Raw genomic sequence first — 20,398 nt, forward strand, 5'->3', positions numbered from 1 at the left:
GGCACCACAAGGGATACCGGATCGCTGTCAGCGACTGTTACATCGTAGGCACTTCGCTGGTGCGCGTTTCCGACTCGGCACATCCGATCAGCGAGATTCCGCCTGACCCCGATCGAGGTATTCGATGACCCCGCCAGTGCCCCACCGCACTCGCACGCCAGTCCGGTACATGCGTTCACCGTGGGTATCGGTCGGATCCGGGACGAAACGCGCCGCTGTCCGCGCGGTTGCGCTCACGTAACCCCGCCCAAGCCCATTGCCAGCGAGATAAAGCTCACCTTCGCCACCTTCGGTGACTGGGCGCAGCGAGTCGTCGAGAACGACGATCTTGGCTCCTGGCACTGGTTCGCCCAGTGCTGGAGCACCATTCGCGATCGTGCTTGCGGGTGCCCCGGCAGACCCGATGATGCGCAACGCGGCACTCGGAGCGGCCACCTCGACCGGGGTGTGACGCCAGTCAGGTCCCTCCGCGGCGCCGCCGATGGCGAGCGACGCAGATGACGATGCCGCAAGCACCAGACGCAGCACGGAGTCGTGGACGTCAGCAAAATCGCTGAGTGACACGGGCTTTTCCGCAGCGGCACCGAGCCGTGCACGCAACGCGGTAACTGCTCCAGCGAGGGCACGGTGTGTTACCGCCACGGCACTCACACCCTCTGAGTCTGTGCTCAGCGCGATGTAGGCCGTGTTGTCAAGACGGACCTGCCCGAGCCGGTCATAGAACGACACCGGCGCCGGGGACATGGTCTTGAGTTGTGCCTTGACGGACTCGTCATCCACTTCGATCCATGTGCCGAGTTCTGGCAACCCTTCGCGCAGCTCCACGGCGGTGACGCCAATCGATGCGCCGATTGTGGCCAGCGCGCGAGCTGACTCGCCGGAGACCGACTGTGGATCGAGCAGGACGATCGCAGCACCGGTTTTAGCGACCGCCCACTGCGCCACCACTGCCTGGATCGACGGCGGCAGCGCCACGACTACGGAGGCCTCTGGACCAGCACCGTTCCTGATCAGCAGACGCGCGAGACGCGACGACCGTTTGTCGAGATTCATGTATGAGAGCGGCTTCTCACCGGTTAGCACTGCAGCGCCGGCCGGGTTTGCTTCAGCAGCATTGGCAAACACTTGTGCGAGCGTCTCGCTCGGTGGCGCCTCCCCACCTGTGAGCACCCCTGCCGCAGCGGTTGCCGCGCTCAAAGCCCCGGCGCCACCGCGCACGATCGAACCGCGTTCGGACGCATCGGCAATCTCGATATCGCCGATGATCGCGTCCGCATCGGCGGTGACCGCGTGAATGACGCGTTCCAGCCGTGCTCCGAGCCTTTCGATCGATACCGCATCGAAGATGTCGGCCCGATACACGAATCTGGCTGTGAGTCCCGCCGGTTGCCCGTCATCACTGAAGTGCTGTTCGACACCGAGCAGGAGGTCAAACTTCGCGGACTCGTCACCTTCGAGCGGTGACACGGTGAGGCCGGCGAGCTGCAGCTTGCGCTGCTGCGGGTTCATCAGGGAGAGCACGACCTGAACGAGCGGAGCGTGCGCGGTGGAGCGCTGCGGCTTCAGGACGTCGACAAGCTGCTCGAACGGGACGTCCGCGTGCTCGTACGCGCCGAGATCGACGTGCCGCACGTGCTGAAGCAGATCGGTGAAGGCGGCCGCGCTGTCGACCTGCGTCCGGAGTACCAGAGTGTTGACGAACATGCCGATCAAATTGTCGAGCGCAGCCTCGCCGCGGCCTGCCACTGGGGTGCCAATCGCAATATCGCGGGTGCCGGTGACGCGAGCGAGCACGACAGCGAGGGCCGCGTGCAGCACCATGAACATCGAGCCGCTGTGATGGTCCGCGAGCCGCACCAATCCGCGGTGCTCGTCGGCCCCTAGCTCGACCGTGACGTGGCCCGCCTCGGAGCCCGCAACGGCAGGGCGTGGCCGGTCGGTCGGGAGGTCCAGCAGTTCTGGGAGTCCCGCGAGCGATTCCTTCCAGTACGCAATCTGGCGGGCCGCCAGCGAGTCCGGATCTGACGGTTCGCCCAGCACCTCTCGCTGCCACAATGCGAAATCTGCGTACTGGACATCCAGCGGCGTCCATGCAGGCGCTTCGCCAGCAACGCGCGCCGAATAGGCAATCATCACGTCGCGTGCCATCGGGCCCATCGATTCGCCGTCACCGATGATGTGGTGCACGACGATCGCGAGCACATGTTCCTGCTCGGCTATCTGGAAAAGCGCCCCCCGCAGCGGCACTTCCTTCGTCACGTCGAAGCCCTTGGCGACGAACGCGGTGACGTGGTCGACGATGTCTGACTCCGGCACGGCGCGCGGCGCCAAGTCGACAGCGACCGCGCGCGGCGGCACAATCTCCTGCCGCGGACCAAGGTCTGCGTCTGGGAATCGTGTGCGCAACGACTCATGCCGCGCGAGTACATCGTTCACTGCAGCTTGCAGCGCGGCCGTGTCCAGCTCTCCTGAAAGACGCAGAACCAGCGGCATGTTGTACGCCGCAGAACCTGGATCGATGCGGTTGAGCAGCCACATACGCTGCTGCGCGAGCGACAGCGGAATGTGCGCCGGACGCGGCGAGACGGGCGCGAGTGGGTGCGCGGCGCGGGCATGCGACTGCGCATGCTCGACTCGCTCAGCCAGTGCGGCGACCGTCGGCGCGTCAAACAGATCCTGCACACGCACCCGCACGCCCAGCGCTGAACTGATTCGTGCGATCGCTTTCATCGCCGCCAGCGAACTGCCGCCAAGGTCGAAGAAGGAGGCGTCCGTGCTCACGCGATCTGCACCGAGAAGTTCGGCGTAGATGTCCGCGATGATCTCCTCGATCGGGTTTTGCGGCGCCTGGAAGGGCCCGGACTCGGCGTCGAAGGCCGGCACCGGCAGCGCTTTGCGATCGAGTTTGCCGTTCGCACTCAGCGGGAACTCGTCCAGGACAACGACCGCGGCAGGCACCATGTAGTCCGGAAGGTGCGCGGCGACCGCTGCGCGAATCTCGCCGCCATCTGTTGCGCTCCCCGCCGGCACTGTGACATACCCAATAAGCTGGTCACCGCGGTGCTCGTCTTTACGGAGCACAACCACAGCGCCCGTGACGCCGGGAAAGTCGCGCAGCGCCGTTTCGATTTCGCCGAGTTCGATGCGCTGACCGCGCAGCTTCACCTGGAAATCGGTTCGGCCGAGGTACTCGAGTGTCCCGTCTGGCAGCCACCGCACCAGATCACCGGTGCGGTACATACGCTCGCCGGGAGCGCCGAACGGGTCAGCGACGAATCTGTCGGCGGTGAGATCTGGCCGGTGGACATACCCGCGGGCCAGCAAGGGGCCGGCGACGTACAGTTCGCCCGGCACCCCGACGGGAGTCAAGCGCAGCGCTGAATCGAGGACGAGAACTTGCGTTCCCGGCACGGCACGGCCGATCGGCACCGATTTCACGCCCTGCGAACCTTCGCGCCACAAATGCGTGTGGGTGCGGATCGTGGCCTCTGCCGGACCGTACACGTTGTATAGCCCAGCAGTCGTTGCGCGGCTGAACCGGCGAGCCAGCGCAGCGGAAAGTGCTTCACCCCCGCTGAACACGATGCGCAGGTGCTCCAGCCCCTCCCCGGCAGTCACCCCGAGGTACACCTCGAGCATTGACGGCACAAAGTGTGTCACCGTGATCTTCTGCGCGGCGATAACCTCGGCCAGGTACTCGGGATCGCGATGGCCGCCCGGCTTCGCGAAAACGATGCGAGCGCCGGTTTGCAACGGCCAGAACAGCTCGGCAACTGAGGGATCGAAGGTGACTGATGTCTTCTGCAGTACCGCATCCGTGGTCCCGATCGGGAAGTCGTGCTGATGCCACGCGATGGAGTACGCCAAAGCATGCCGACTGACTTCGATGCCCTTCGGGCGTCCCGTGGAGCCTGAGGTGAACAGGATGTACGCGGTGTTCGCAGGGTGCGTTCCCGCCGGTCGTGCCGGGTCAGTCAGCGGCTCACTGGAATACCCCGAGAGATCGAGCGCATCGATCCGGACTTCCTGGCACGCCATCTCCGGCAACTGCGGTGACGTTTCCGCGGTCGTCAAGACGAGGTGCGGTTCCGCTGCCCCGAGCATGTAGCTAATCCGGTCAGCTGGATACTCAGGGTCGATCGGCACATAAGCACCGCCCGCCTTGAGAATCGCGTAAATCGCCGCAAGCAAATCGACCGACCGGTGGATCATGACCGCCACGCGCGTTTCGGTAGCCACGCCCTGATCACTGAGATAACGCCCGAGCCGGTTTACCTGCGCGGCGAAGTCTGCATACGAAACCTCGGCATCGCCCGCGACTACCGCGATCGCGCCGGGAGTCTTCGCCACTTGCGCATCGAACATGTGCATCACATCGAGCGGCGGCGCTTCGAGTACCTCTTCGGACGAGTTCCATTCCAGGAGCACCTGGGTTTGCTCGTCGACGGACATCACGGCGATGTCGTTCAGCGGCACTGTCGGCTCCGTGGCGACGCGCTGGATGACGCGTTCAAAACGTCGCGCGAACGTGGCCATCGACGCCTCGTCGAACAGGTCGGTCGCGTACGTCAAGCTGAGCGTCATACCTGCTGGGGCGCCGGTGTCGTCCCAATCTTGGAGCACCCCGAAGCTGATATCGAACTTCGAAGTGTGGGTGCTGATCTCCAGCGGAGAGATCGTCATTCCCGGCAATTCAACGGTGGGCGACGCATCGTCTTGCAGGGACAGCATGACCTGGAACAGCGGCGCGTGCGCGCGGCTGCGGGTGGGGTTCAGCACCTCGACGAGCCGCTCGAACGGTACATCCACATGGGTGAAGGCACCGAGATCGTTTTCCCGGACACGCGCGAGCAACTCCTCGAACGTGAGCGTCGGCTCCACCTCGGTCCGCAGGACGAGGGTGTTCACAAACATGCCAACGAGATCGTCGAGGGCACGCTCACCGCGACCCGCGACGGGCGTTCCGATCGGAATGTCCGTGGTTCCGGAAAGCCGTGCCATCAGTACGGCGAGGGCAGCATGAACCGCCATGAACGTCGTGACATTGTGCTGGCGGGCGAGCTGCACAAGCTTCGTGTGCACTTCCGGGCCGATGCGATATTCGTAGTTCGCGCCGCGCAGGCTTGCCACGGCGGGGCGGGGCCGGTCCGCCGGCAGTTCGACTAGTTCGGGAAGGTCAGCAAGCGCGGTCTTCCAGTACTCGAGCTGTTTCGCTGCGAGCGACTCCGGGTCAGTCTCATCGCCGAGCAGTTCGCGCTGCCAGATCGCGAAGTCACTGTACTGCACCTTGAGCGGGTCCCAGCTGACCTCTTGCCCCGCTGCGTGCGCGGTGTAGGCAACCATCACGTCACGGGCTAGTGGACGCATCGACTCGCCGTCGGCCGCGATGTGGTGCACCACGATGACTAGGACGTATTCAGTGTCGGTGACTTGGTAGAGACCGGCCCGCACGGGCGGTGCGATGGTGACGTCGAAGCCGCGCTGCGCAAGCTGCCGGATCGACTCTGCTAGTTCGGCTTCCCCGCTCACGGGCTGTGGCGTAAGTCCGAGCGGCACTTCACGTGTGGCGACGACCTGCTGTACTGGCCCGTCTGGCGTCTCCGGATACATCGTGCGGAGCACTTCGTGACGCGCGACCACGTCGGTGAGCGCAGCCTGCAGCGCGGGTACGTCGACGGTTCCCGACATCCGGAGCATAAGCGGGATGTTGTATGCCGCGGATTCTGTATCGAGTTGGTTGATGAACCACATCCGCGATTGCGCGAGCGACAGCGGGGCTGCGTCAGTGCGGGGCTGCGGCGTGAGTGCCGGCCGTGCCTGACCGTCGGCGTCGGCGGTTTCTACGACGATGGCGAGTTGCGCCACGGTGGGCGCCTCGAAGAGTTCGCGAACACCGATCGCTCGGCCGGTCGCCTCGCTGAGCCGCGCTGCGACCCGTGTAGCAGACAGCGAGTTGCCGCCGATGTCGAAGAAGTCATCGTCGACCCCGACCCGTTCGCGGCCCGTGATTTCGCTGAAAATGCCAGCAATGATTTCTTCAACCGGGCCTGACGGTGCACGGAACTCCGCGTGCATGGCACCGGCGATCTCCGGTTCGGGCAGCGCTTTGCGATCGATTTTGCCGTTCGCGGTGAGCGGCAGCGCATCAAGCTGAATGAACGCCTGCGGCACCATATGCGGCGGCAACTGTTCCGAGAGGGCGTTCTTGACCGTGGGAACGTCCGCGGTCTGTCCGGTCGGCACCACGTACGCGACGAGGACATCACCGGCGTTGGCGTCATGGTGTACAGATGCGACAGCTTGGTCGATCGACTCGTGCCGCGCCAAGGCTGCTTCAATTTCACCCAGTTCGATGCGCAAGCCGCGGATTTTGACCTGGAAGTCGGTGCGGCCCAGATATTCCAGGACGCCATCCTTATTCCAGCGAACGAGGTCCCCGGTGCGGTACATCCGCTCGCCGTTGCCGCTGAACGGGTTCGCGACGAAACGATCGCTCGTTGTCCCTGCCCTGCGGTGATAACCGCGCGCGAGTGCCACGCCCGACAGATACAGCTCACCCGCGACCCCGACTGGCACCGGATGCAAACGTGAATCGAGAACCACCACGTCGGTGCCACGCACGGGACGTCCGATATCGATCGGCTGCCCGGCCACCATTGGCGTGCTACTCGTCGACCAGATGGTCGCCTCGGTGGGGCCGTACAGGTTGAGCATGGTGCGGCCGGGTGCGAATTCGCTGACCAGTTCTGGCGGGCATGCCTCACCGGCGACGAGCAGTGTGCGGACGTCCACGACATCGCTGCGGTCGAGCGATGCGAGCACCGATGGCGTGATCACCGCATGGGTGACGCGGTGCTCACGCAGCACCGCACCGACCGTTCCGGCAGCTTCACGTCCACCTTCGACAACGACGAGAGTGGCCGCGGAACCATACGCCATCAGCAATTCGAAGACGGACGCATCGAAGCTCGGGGACGCGAACTGCAGCACCCGCGCGGTGCTGTCCAGTCCGAAGCGGCTGATCTGTTCATGCACCACGGAGGACAGGCCGCTGTGCGTCACAACGACCCCCTTCGGCAAGCCGGTGGAGCCTGAGGTGTAGATCATGTACGCGGCGGCGTCCTCGCGGATCGCGAAGCCGCGCTCACTATCGGTCAGCGGCGCCGCGCTCAGCGCATCGAGCTCGTTTTCGAACCCGCCCGAACCGAGAGCCAGCCACTCGATGCTCTCCGGGAGCTTGGTGACGTCGTCCGCACGTGCGATGCCGATCGCTGCCGCCGAGTCCGACACCATGTGGAGCACACGATCCTCGGGGTACGACGGATCGACGGGAACGAATGCCGCGCCCATCTTGGCCACCGCCCACACTGCGACGACCAGTTCCGCAGAGCGCGGCAGCGCGATCGCCACCACTGGCTCCGCAGCGGTTGCCTGGCGTGGCAGCCGGGCCGCAAGCATCCGCGCCAGCTGGCTTGAGCGGGCGTCAAGCTGCTCATACGTCAGTGTGGTGTCACCCGCGATCACGGCTGTGCGCTGGGGGTCAGCCGCAGCCGCGGCCGCGAAGATCTCGGGCAGCGTTTGCAGCGACGGCGCCCCGTCTCCAGCGACGGGCACCAGCGCCGCATGCTCAGCGGAATCGAGCAGCACGGCGTCACCGACCGGCTGTGCTGGCGCGGCAACGAAATGCTGCAACAATTGGACGAACCGGCGCGCGAACGACTCGATCGTGTCCGCGTCGAACAGATCGGTGGCGTAGACGAAGTGGCCTTGGATACCGGCAGGGTCACCGGCGTCATCCCACGTCTCCGCCAGATCAAGCATCAGGTCGAACTTCGTGGTGTGAACATCCACGGTCTGGAATTCCGCCGCGATGCCGTCGAGCTCGAACGCGATCGCCTCGGTGTTCTGGAATGCCAGCACTACTTGGAACAGCGGCGCGTGCGCGGTCGAGCGGTGTGGCTTCAGGACGTCGACAAGCTGTTCGAACGGAACATCGCCGTGCATGAAAGCGGCCAGGTCACGGTCACGAACCGTGCTGAGCAGATCGGTGAACGACTCCGCGCCATTGACTTCAGTACGCAGCACAAGCGTGTTCACGAACATGCCGACAAGCGGGTCGAGGGCACGTTCACCACGGCCTGCGATCGGGGTACCGATCGTGACATCGTCGGTGCCGGAAAGCCTTGCCAGCAGCACCGCGTACGCGGCATGCATTACCATGAACAGGGTCGCGCGGTTGCTGCGTGCAAGGTACTGCAGGTCCCGCTGAAGCTGGGCATCGATCGAGAAAGACATCGTTGCGCCACGCTGCGACTGCCGCGCCGGACGGGGCCGGTCAGTGGGTAACTCGAGCAGTTCCGGAATGCCCGCGAGAGATTCCTTCCAGAACTCGATCTGCCGCCCGGCGAGCGACTCGGGATCATTCTCGTCACCGAGCAGCTCCCGCTGCCACACCGCGAAATCGGCGTACTGGACCTGTAGTGGCTCCCACGCGGGCGCGTCACCGTTCGCGCGCGCGACGTACGCACCCACCAGGTCGGTCGCCAGTGGCTTGAGCGAAGCCCCATCTGCGGCAATGTGGTGCACCACGATCAGCAGCGTGTACTGCTCCGGCGCGGTCCGCAGCAGCGCCGCACGAATGGGCGCTTCCGCCGTGACGTCGAAACCAACCGACGCGAGCGCGAACAGCTCCCGGTGTAGCTCGGCCTCAGCGATGTCTACCGGCGAAATGTCAATGCCCACCTTCGACGCCGGGAGGACTACCTGGACCGGTCCCTGATCGGTCGCGGGGAACACAGTGCGCAGCGACTCGTGGCGGCCGATGACGTCGAGGATCGCCTCTTGCAGCGCCGAGACGTACAGTTTGCCAGTCAGCCGCAGCACCAGCGGCATGTTGTACACCGCGGATGCGGTGTCGAAGCGGTTGAGGAACCACATGCGCTGCTGTGCGAGCGACAGCGGCAGCCGGTCCGGCCGGTCACTGGCCTCAAGTTTCGGCCGGGACGTGATTCGGGAACCTTCGTGCTCGAGCATCGCGGATAGTCCCGCGACTGTCGGCGACTCAAAAAGATCCCGAAGGGTCAGTTCCGCACCGAGCGCGTCGTTGATTCGCGCCGTTACCAGCGTCGCGCTCAGCGAGTTACCGCCGAGATCGAAGAACGATTCGCTGACGCTGATGCGGTCACGTGCCGTAACTTCCGCGAAGATGCCGGCCACGATTTCTTCAACCGGCCCGGAGGGGGCGACGAAGCCCTTAGGGGAGCCGCCGAGGTCCGGCGCGGGCAGCGCTTTGCGATCGAGCTTGCCGTTGATGTTCAAGGGCAGTTCGTCGAGCACCATGAGCGTCCGCGGAACCATGTATTCGGGCAGCTGGCTGCCCGCGTCGCGTTTCACGTCATCGAGGTCGATGACTGCGCCCGGCTCCGTTGTCAGATAACCGACGAGCTGCTCACCGCCCGAAGGATCGTTGTACAGGGTGACGACGGTCTGATCGACACCCTGGTGCGAGCGCAGCACAGCCTCGATCTCGCCGAGCTCGATGCGCAGCCCGCGCAGCTTCACCTGAAAATCGGTGCGGCCTATGTACTCGAGTTCACCCTTCGTGGTCCACCGAACGAGGTCGCCGGTACGGTACATCCGCTCACCGGGTTCTCCGAACGGATTCGCGACGAAACGGTCAGCGGAGAGATCCGGACGTCCTACATAGCCGCGCGCCAGCTGAATTCCGGCGAGATACAACTCTCCCTGCACGCCGATCGGCACGAGGCGCAGACGCGAATCGAGCACATACACCTGCGTGTTCCAGACCGGCGCACCGATTGGCACCGTGACCGTGTCGTCCGCGGTGTACTGGTGATACGTGACGTCGACGGCAGCCTCGGTTGGCCCGTACAGATTGTGCAGTTCCGCGGTGGTCAGCCGGGTCAAGCCTTCCGCGGCGGGCGGCGCGAGCGCCTCACCGCTGGCGAAAACGAGCCGCAGCGTCGCCAATTGCTCCTTACGGCCGCCTTCGGCTGCGGCCGCCACGAACACCGCGAGCATCGACGGCACGAAATGCAGCACGGTCACGCGCTGCTCGCCAATCAGGTCGCAGAGGTACGCGGGGTCGCGATGCCCATCTGGCAGCGCGATCACGAGGCGCGCACCGATTTCGAGGGGCCAGAAAAACTCCCACACCGACACGTCGAACGTGAACGGGGTCTTCTGCAGCACGACGTCGCGGGGGGTCAGCTGGTACTCGGCCTGCATCCACAACAGCCGGTTGACGATCGCCCGGTGGCTTACCGCCACGCCCTTGGGACGCCCAGTCGAACCGGACGTATAGATCACGTAAGCGGTGTTGTCGGTATGGATCGGCCCGCGCCGCTCCCTATCAGTGATCGGTTCCGTGTCGTAGCCAGAAAGGTCGAGTCGGTCGATCTCCAGGGAATCCACGGGGCTTTGCATCGCAACGCGGTCACGGCTGGTGGTAACGACACACACGGGTTCGGCTGAACTCAGCACCCAGGCGATGCGGTCTGTGGGGTGATCCGGGTCCACTGGGACGTAGGCACCACCGGCTTTCACGATGGCGTACATTCCCACGACCATTTCCAGGGAGCGCCGCGCAACCAGCGCGACCCGCGACTCCGGGCCGACCCCGCGGTCAATCAGCAGCCGCGCGACCTGGTTTGCCCACTCGTCGAGTTCCCGGTAGGTGAGTTCGCGCTTGCGATAGACGAGCGCCACCGCGTCGGGCGTTTTCGAGACTTGCTCTTCGAACAGCGCGACGAGATTCGAGTCCGGCACCCAGTGCGTTGTGTCGTTCCAGCCCGATGCTTCGTGCGTCCCTGCACCAATCTGCGGCAGCAGGCTCGCTGCACCGATGGTTCCGAGGGCGAGTTCCGCGTCACCAGCGACCGCGTCGAGAACCGGCAGCAAACGGTCCATCAACTGCATTGCGGCGGGCTCGCTGGCTGCGCCCGCAGCGTACGTCAGCAGGGCTAGCGCGTAGTGACCTTCGCGCCGCACCCGCTGATCACCCAGCCGCGCGCCGATGTCGCGGGCACGGGACGTCACCTCCGCATAGGTGATGTCCTGGCCTTCCACCGTGAATGCCGTGGCGCCGGGGCGCTCGTGGGCAGCGGCTTCAAGGCGATCTTCAAGGCCGCCTGCCGCTGCCTGGCGGCTGGTGAAGAGGTTCTGCTCATGCTCGCTGAGAATGTTGACGTCACCGATCGGAACATCCGTGTCCGTGCACGCCGCGTCGAGCAGTCGCGTGTAGCGGTCGGTGTACTGCTCGATCGTTTCCCGCTTGAACAGGTCGGTGGCGTAGGTGAGCAGCGCCTTGATTCCTGCGGGCTGGCCGTCTTCGTCGTGGGTTTCTTCCAGCGTCAGCAGCAGATCGTATTTCGCGGTGTTGACGTCGATCGCATCCGCAATCACTTCCAGTCCCGCGATGTCGAAGCGGACCGGGTCGGTGTTCTGGAAGGCGAGCATTACCTGGAAAAGCGGCGAGTGGTCAGCGGCCCGCTCGGCACCCACCTCACGCACCACGCGCTCGAATGGCACTTCCGCGTGCTGGAACGCTGCGAGATCGGTTTCCCGTGCCCGGGCGATAAGGTCAGCGAACGTCGCATCCGATTCGACGTGGGTTCGCAGCACCAGCGTGTTCACGAACATACCTGCGAGCCGCTCGAGTGTCGCTTCCCCGCGCCCGGCGATCGGTGTCCCGATGGTGATGTCCGGCGTCCCTGAGAGGCGCGACAGCAGCGCCGCGAAGGCGGCGTGCGTCACCATGAAAACCGTGGCACCACCGCGCTTCGCCACTTCTTCGATGCGCCGGTGCAGGTCAGCGTCCAAGTGGAACGCTACCGATTCCCCGCGCAGGGACTGCTCCGGCGGACGCTGATAATCGGTGGGCAGCGGCAGGAGTCCAGGGGCCCCAGCAAGCGTATGTGCCCAGTACGCGAGCTGGCGCGACACTACGCTCTTTGGGTCGGTGTCCTCGCCGAGAACGGAACGCTGCCAAATCGCGAAGTCCGCGTACTGGATTCCCAGGGGGTCCCAGCGCGGGGCCCTTCCGTCGGTGCGGGAAGCATACGCGGTCATCAGGTCTGTCGCGAGTGGTGCCATCGATGCGCCATCAGCCGCGATGTGGTGCATCACCACGGCCAGCACGTGGCGCTCCGGGCTGAGCTGGAACAGCGTGACGCGGATCGGGATGTCCTTTGTCACGTCGAAACCACGTGTCGCGAACGACCCAGTCGCGGTGTCGAGTTCGGCAGCGCTCACCTGCATAACAGGGATCGTGCCGACAGCCTCCTCGGGGGCGAGGATGCGCTGATACGGCCCTTCCACATCCGATGGGAAGACGGTTCGCAGCGCCTCATGCCGCGACAGCACATCATTCATGGCCGCTTGCAACGCGTCTGCGTCGAGCGTGCCGGTCAGCTCCAGCGAGAATGCGATGTTGTAGACCGCGGAGGTGGGGTCAAACTGGTTGATAAACCACATTCCCTGCTGTGCGAGGGAAAGCGGAATACGTTCCGGTCGTGGTCCAGCTGACAGTGCCGGGCGCCCACCTTCGCCACCACTGGTGGGCGCGGCCGCCGCCCGCTCGGCTAGTTCCGCTACGGTCGGCTTCTCGAACACCTCACGGACACCGAGCTGGCAGCCGAACGCATCGTTGATACGGGCGGTCACCTTCGTCGCCGTCAGCGAGTTACCACCCAGCTCGAAGAAACTGTCGTGGATTCCGGCGCGTTCGATGCCGAGCACGTCCGCGAAGATTTCTGACACCGTCGTCTCAGCCGGGGTGCGGGGGCCAACGTAGGCCTCCTGCCCTGCACCGAAATCAGGTTCGGGGAGCCGCCGCCGGTCCAGCTTGCCGTTGACGGTCAGCGGGATCTCGTCGAGCACGATCAGCGCGGACGGCACCATATGGGATGGCAGGCTCGCAGCGACGTGTCCGGAGAGTTCGGCCGTGTCGATGTCCCGGCCGGAGACCGGCTTCACATAGGCAACCAGCCGGGTGATGTTGTTCGGTCCGGTGTGCCCGATCGTCACCGCGAAATCCACGTTCGGATGTGTGCTGAGTGCCGCGTCGATCTCACCGAGCTCGATGCGGAAACCGCGCACCTTGACTTGGAAGTCAGTGCGGCCCAGATACTCGATCTCGAGGTCTCCGGATGGCCCGTCGGTGGTCCACCGAACAAGGTCACCGGTGCGGTACAGCCGATCGCCCGCGGCACCAAACGGGTTCGCAACAAACCGCTCCGCGGTGAGCCCGGGCCTGGCGTGGTAGCCACGGGCCGCGCCGAGACCGGACACATACAGTTCGCCGGGGACGCCGACCGGTACGGGCCGCAACCGCGAATCCAGGACGAGTGCCTCAGTACCGCGGATCGGCGGTCCGATCGTTACCGTCTTCTGTCCCGGCGACATCGGGTCGGAAATCATCACCATGATGGTGGTTTCCGTCGGCCCGTAGCCGTTGTACATGCGGCGCCCTGGCGCCCACCTCGCCACCAGGTCGGCGGGGACGGCCTCGCCACCGGCGACCACATGCTGGAAGCTGTCTAGTCCGTCGGGGTCTACTGATGCGAGCGCTGCGGGGGTGATGAAGGCGTGCGTCGCGCCGTTCTCGCGGATCACCGCGGCCAGTTCCGCACCACCGTATGTTCCCGGCGGCACGACCACCATGGTCGCCCCTGTGCCGAACGCGAGGAGATACTCGAGCACCGATGCGTCGAAGCTTGGTGACGAGAAGTGCAGCACCCGCGAATCCTGCGTCACGCTGTAACGCTCACGCTGTTCTGCCGCGAAGTTCGCAAGGCCGGTGTGGGTGACAACCACGCCCTTCGGGACGCCAGTCGACCCTGACGTGTAAATCATGTAGGCCGTGTTCTTCGCCCGGATGGGCTGGCGCCGGTCCGCGTCCGTGACCGGTGCCGCTGAGTAGTTCGACAGTTCCGCGGCCACCGCCGGGTCGTCGAGCACGATCCAGTCGACCGTGCTGGGCAGACTAGTCACCTGCGCCGCGACTGTCAGACCAACACGTGTGCCCGAGTCATTCAGCATGTGCTCGATGCGTTCACGCGGATAGTCCGGGTCCACCGGTACAAACGCGCCGCCAGACTTAGCCGCCGCCCAGACGCCGAGGAGGGATTCCGGCGATCGCGCCATACCCAGAGCGATAAAATCTTCGGCGCCGATCCCCCGGTCGATGAGGAGGCGTGCCAGCTGCGAGGAGCGGTCATCCAGCTCCCGGTAGGTGAGCACGCGATCACCGTCGATCACGGCGGCGTTATCGGCTGCGGCAGCGGCGGACTGGCTGAAGATGTCTGGCAGCGGCACCGGCGGCGTCCCCGCTGGACCTGCCACCGGAGCGAGTTGAGCGTGCTCACCCGCTGTCAGCACGTCGTACGACGCGTAACGGCTGTCCGGGAACTTGGCGATCGCGGTGACAGTACGCACCAGCCGGTCGAGCATCGCCCGCAACCGGCTGCCATCCAGCAAGTCCGGGAAGTATTTGATGATGAGCTGCAGTGCGGGCTCGGCGTGCGCAATCACCGTCACCGGATAGTGCGCGGCATCGAGACCGGAGACGCCCGTAATCCGCATTCCCGCTAGGTCGTTGTCGGCACCGAGGCCGGCACGGTCTACGGGGTACGACTCAAATACCGTCAGCGTGTCGAAGATCGCGCCCTGACCGGCAGTCCGCTGAATGTCCGCCAGCTGTACATAGTGGTGTTCGAGCAGGCCCGCCTGCTCGTGCTGGACCCGGATGAGCAAATCAGCAAACGTTTCGGTCGGCTCCAGCCGCACCCGGACGGGCAGCGTGTTGATGAATAGGCCGATCATGTCCTCGACACCGTCGAGCTCCGGTGGCCGCCCGGAAACCGTCGCACCGAAAACGATGTCGTCCCGTGCGGTTTCCGTAGCGAGCACGATGCCCCAGGCAGCCTGGATCACCGTGTTTACAGTGACCCCTAGCTCACGCGCAACGTGCGCGATGTGTCGTGAGAGCTCGGCGGAAAACTGGTGTGTGATCTCCTGCGGCGCTGCCTCGTGCCTGCGCGCGCGTTCCAGCGGAACCAGGGTGGTCGGCTCGTCGAGACCCGACAGTGCGCCTCGCCACACGTCGAGTGACGCCTGCGTGTCCTGCGCAAGGGTCCACTCGAGATAGTCCTTGTAGGAGCGCACTGGTGGCAATTGCGCTGCGTCACCATCGAGCACGTACAGCCCGATCAAATCCCGCAGGTACAGCGGAGTCGACCAGCCATCCATCAGAATGTGGTGGTTGGTGAGAACCATGCGGTACTGCCCGGGAGCAACCGTGAGGATCGTGACGCGGACAAGCGGTGCGTGCGCCATGTCGAAGCGCCGAGCCCGATCATCCGCGAGCGCGTCGGCCACTGCGGCGTCGATGTCTGCTGCGTTCGACACGTCCTTGAAAGTGATTACCGGCTCGACGTCGTCCAGAACCACCTGGATCGGATCGCCAGTGCTGTTCGTAGCGAACGCCACTCGCAGGTTCGGATACCGCGCAAGCACGCCATTAAGCGCGCGGCGCAATCGCCCAGCCTCGATAGTGCCCTCGATCGTCAGTACAAGCTGCACCATGTAGGCGTCGACGCTGTCCTCAGCAAGCACCGCATGGAATAGCATGCCGGCTTGCAGTGGTGAGAGCGGCCAGATATCGGTGACACGCTTGAATTGGTGTTCCAGGGCGCTGATCGTGCGCTGGTCCACCCTGGCGAGCGGCAAGTCGGAGGGCGTTAAACCGCCCGCGTCGGGGCGCTGGGCGTAACGGCTGATCGCGCCAAGTGACCGCCGCCAGATGTCCGCGAACTCCTCCGCTTCCGCGCCGCTGAGCACGCCCGACGGATACAGCACGACAATCTTCAGGACCTGCCCGGCCGCTGTCGGCGAAATCATCGCCGTGATATCCAGAACTCCCGGTGCCGCCATGTCCGGCGCGAACGTGAACATCAGCTCGTCCGCGTCGTCAGACGGCATCCAGCCGAGATCCTTGAGTTCGTCTGGTATCTCGCTCGTCACAAAGCGGCCGAGGTAGTTGAACATCACCTGCGGCTGCGCCTGCGAGCCCAGACGCTGCGGCCCGTCCGGATGCAGGTACCGCAGCATGCCGTAGCCGATGCCGCGATCCGGCACGGCCCGGAGCTGTTCTTTGACCGCCTTCAGCAGTACACCGGCAGCCGGACCCCCGGCCATCGCATCAGCGGTGTCGGAGTCAGTGGTGCCGAACCGGATCGGCGCAACGGTGGTAAACCAGCCCATCGTCCGGGTGAGGTCCGCGCCAGGCACTGCGGCTTCCTCACGTCCGTGGCCCTCGAGCCCGACAATCGGCGTGGTGGCTCCGCGCCATTCGGAGAGCGCGAGAACCAGCGAGGCGATAAGGCCATCATCCACGCCGCCACGGATGACTTCTGGAACCCTCGTCAACAAGACGTCGGTGACGTCCGGACTGATTTCGAGAGTCAGACGCTCGAGTGTGGCGTTGATGTCGCGCGCAGGATCGAGTGGTCGCGACCCCAGTGGTTCCTCGGGTGCGTCCAGAATCGCTTCCCACAGCCCGAACTCGCTAGCGCGCGCCTCCGCTTCCTCCACGAGTCCATGCGACCACCGCCGAAACGATGTGCCGACCGGGGCGAGTTCGGGTTCTCGGCCAGAGCTGATTTGGGCCCACGCGGACGCGAGGTCGGGCACCACGATGCGCCAAGAGACCCCATCGATCGCAACGTGGTGAATAACCAGGAGGATCCGGCCCGGCGTCCGCGCGCCAGTGTCGAACCAGATAGCGCGCAGCATCACCCCGTTTACGGGATCAAGCTGGTCGGCCGCGGCGACGAGCTGCTGGGAAACGATGTCCTGAAACTCCGTGGTTCCTGGTGTCGCACGCACCGCCACTCGAGTGAGAAGCGCGGCGGCGTCGACCGCCCCCGGCGCTGGCACGACGAGCGTGTGGCCCGTCACACGCGCGCGCAGCAGATCATGATGATCGATGACGGCCTGCAAGGTCTGGGCGATGCCCGCCTCAGTGATGTCTGGCGGCAGTGTCAGCAGTGCGGCCTGCGAATACTGCCGGTAATCGCCGCCTCGCTCTGTCATCCACGCCATTACCGGCGTGAGCGCCATGTCTCCGGTGCCGCCACCTTCGAGTTCCTCGAGAACAATCCCGGCCGTGGTGTCCGCGGCACGCGCCACCCGTGCGAGCGCCGCAACCGTGCGGCGCTCGAAGATGTCCCGCGGCGAAATAATGATGCCGGCAGCTTTCGCCTGCGACACCACATGAATCGACATGATGCTGTCGCCGCCGAGCGCGAAGAACGAATCCTCCAGGCCAATCGCGGGCAGCCCGAGTGTGTCAGCGAAGATCTGCGCCAGTATGCGCTCAGTTTCGTTGGCCGGCTCCCGTGACGACGACACCATCGACCCGAAATCCGGGACGGGAAGCGCTTTGCGGTCGATCTTGCCGCTAGGTGTCAGCGGGAACTCGTCGAGCACCACCAGCGCGGACGGCACCATGTATCCGGGGAGGTAGTCAGAGACGCCCACAAGCACATCGGTTTCGTCGATCGCTGCCGTATTCGCTACGACATATCCGACAAGCCGGTCCGGTGTGCCATTGCCGCGGTGCACCACCGCGGCCGCCTGGGCCACCTCGGGCCGGCTAAGTAGCGCGAGCTCGACTTCACCGAGTTCGATGCGAAAACCGCGCAACTTCACCTGATAGTCGGTGCGGCCGATGTATTCGAGTTCACCGTCCTCACGCCACCGAACAAGGTCACCGGTGCGGTAGAGCCGCGTTCCGGGCTCGCCGTATGGGCTGGCTACGAACCGGTTGCACGTGAGTTCCGGGAGTCCACCGTAACCTCGGCCAACACCAATGCCCCCGACATAAAGCTCACCAGCAACGCCGACAGGCACCGGTTCCAGACTGCGGTCGAGTACGTACAGGTCGATGTTCGGAATCGGGTGACCGATGGGCACCGACTGGGTGTCCTTCAGCGACATGGCCGCGAACGAGACGACATCTGACGCCTCGGTTGGGCCGTAGCTGTTCACGATCCGGACGCCGGAACGAAGGAGTGCTGACAGTGGCCGCGGACGGATCGCCTCACCACCGAGGAATACCGTCCGGACCTTCTGAAGTACACCGTCGGTGTCGGACTCCACGAGCGCTTCGAACGCGCTTGGAGACATGTTTGTGAGAGTCACCGCATGCTCGGTGACGGCGGGCAGGATCTCATCCGGATCGAAGCCATCCTGCGCGAGCACGATTCGGGCGCCACTCACGAGCCCCGCCCATACGTTCTTTTGGGTGAGGTCGAACCCTGGCGACGACGCAACGAGGACGCCTTCGCCGGGTTCCAGGCGCACATCTCGCCAGTACCAGGCGATCGTGTTGGCGACGCCAGCCATCGGGACAACTGTGGGCTTCGGGCGGCCGGTTGAACCCGAGGTGGAGATGACATACGCCGTACGCGCCCCCGCGTCCGGCTCGAGCCATGGGTCCGTGGGGTCCGGGTATCCAGCAGCGTGAGTTTCGCTAGCGAGGACCGCGATGTCACATTCGACGAGCAGCCCAGGCGGGACTACACCCGCGTGTTCCCAGCCGGGACGGCTCACGACGGCGGCAGCGCGGGTATCAGCCAGAACCGCTTCTAGCCGCTCCTGCGGAAACGTGGGGTCCACCGGCGCGTAAGCGGCACCTACTTGCCAGGCGGCAACCATGCCGGCGACCCACTCCCGGGAACGCGGCACCGCGAGCGCTACCACATCGTCACGCCCGACCCCGCGCGCTTTCAATTGCGCTGCGAGGGCGGCGGCACTGCGGCCGAGTTCTCCGTAGGTGAGCGTGCCCTCGGCGCTGACCACCGCGACCGAGTCGGGCGCCTCAGAGAGGCGCTGGCGAACCGCTCCGATGATCGACGCAAGTTCAGCAGGCTGCTCGGTGCGCGGGCCCTTCGCCCACGCGAGTACCGCGTCACGTTCCTCGTCATCCAGAATCGATATCGAGCGGATCGAATCGGTATCGCCAAGCTCAAGGAAGCGCTGCAGGTAGGCGCGGAAACGCGCGTGGTGACGCTCTAGTTCTGCGCGTGAATACCGACCTGGGTTCGCTTCGAAATCCAGGTGAATCCGTTCCGGTCCGGAACTCGGGTACAGGTTGACGGACAGATCCTCGACCGGTCCTGTACTAAGAATGTGGATCTCACCGGTGATGTCGCCGAAGCGCAGCTCCGGCTGGAACATCATGATGTTGACGGTGGGGCCGAAGAATTCGCGATCCGCCGAAACGCTGCCCATGTCTCTGCGGATGTCTTCATAGCGGTAACGCTGATGGCGCAGTGCCGCGAACAGCTGGCTCTGAACGAGATCGCTGAGCTGCTTCGGAGTGTGATCCGGTGTTGCGGTGATGCGCAGCGGCACCACGTTAGAGACCATGCCGCCCGAGCGGCGCATCGTTTTCGTCACGCGCGCAGACACCGGGAGGCTCAGCACGACTTCATCGTTTCCGGTGACCCGGGCCAGGTAGGCGCCGAACGCGGCGATCGTGGCGGGTGACCACGAACCGTTGTAATTTTGCGCTGATTCTTCGAGCAGCTGGTCTGTTGCTGTTCCCACGGAGGAAGACGCAACGAGGCTGTGCTTTCCGGCGGGCGCCGAACGCTGCGCCAGGGAAACTCGGTCGGGCAGACCTTCCGTATAAGCACGCCAGAAATCGCGGTCCCGGTTGAACCGCGAGGATTCGCGATACGCGGCCTCGGATTCGTAGATGGCGTAAAGCTCTTCGACGGGTGCTGCGGGGGCTGATTCGCCAGCGGCGGCGGCTGAGTAGATCTCACTCGCGCGCAGCAACGTGTTCATCGCGCCGAAACCGTCGACCGCGATGTGGTGGATCCGCTGGTACCAGAAGTAATGCGACGGGCCGACCTTGATCAGGGTAGAAACCGCGAGCCGGTCTCGCGCGATGTCGATCGGTGCCGAGTAGTCTTTGCGCATCCACTCGCGGGCGCGGCCCACAGGATCCGCCTCACGTGTGAAATCGCGAAGATCAACGCTGTCGTCGATGGATCGGTCGACAAACTGTGCTGGTTTGCCGTTTGCGTCGACGACGCGGATATATCCGGAGCCGGTTTCGCGTCCTGCCTGCTTCGCTGAGCTGTTGAGCAGCTGGTGATCGATATCGCCGTGAATCTCTACGTACTGCGCGATGTTGACCGGCGTCTCTGGATCTAACTGCTGCGCCATCCAGATGCTGTACTGAGCAGACGACAGAGGGAAGGCACCAGCGGCAAGCGGCTGCCCTTCCACACGGTCGATCTCCGGCACATCACTAGGACTCACGCGTCATCTCCATTTGCACCAGCACAACCACAGCTGTGCG

Annotated in this window: 1 protein-coding gene; it reads right to left on the reverse strand. The window is 64.7% G+C overall.

Features of this window, described 5'->3' with window-relative positions:
• Nucleotides 1-87: 87 nt before the first annotated feature.
• A complete protein-coding gene (locus ONR57_RS01190; RefSeq protein WP_265121000.1) occupies nt 88-20,358 on the reverse strand; it encodes a non-ribosomal peptide synthase/polyketide synthase in 20,271 nt (6,756 codons plus the stop codon).
• Nucleotides 20,359-20,398: the final 40 nt, after the last annotated feature.

Origin of the sequence: Hoyosella sp. YIM 151337 (assembly GCF_026041215.1) — a bacterium.
Lineage (GTDB): Bacteria > Actinomycetota > Actinomycetes > Mycobacteriales > Mycobacteriaceae > Hoyosella.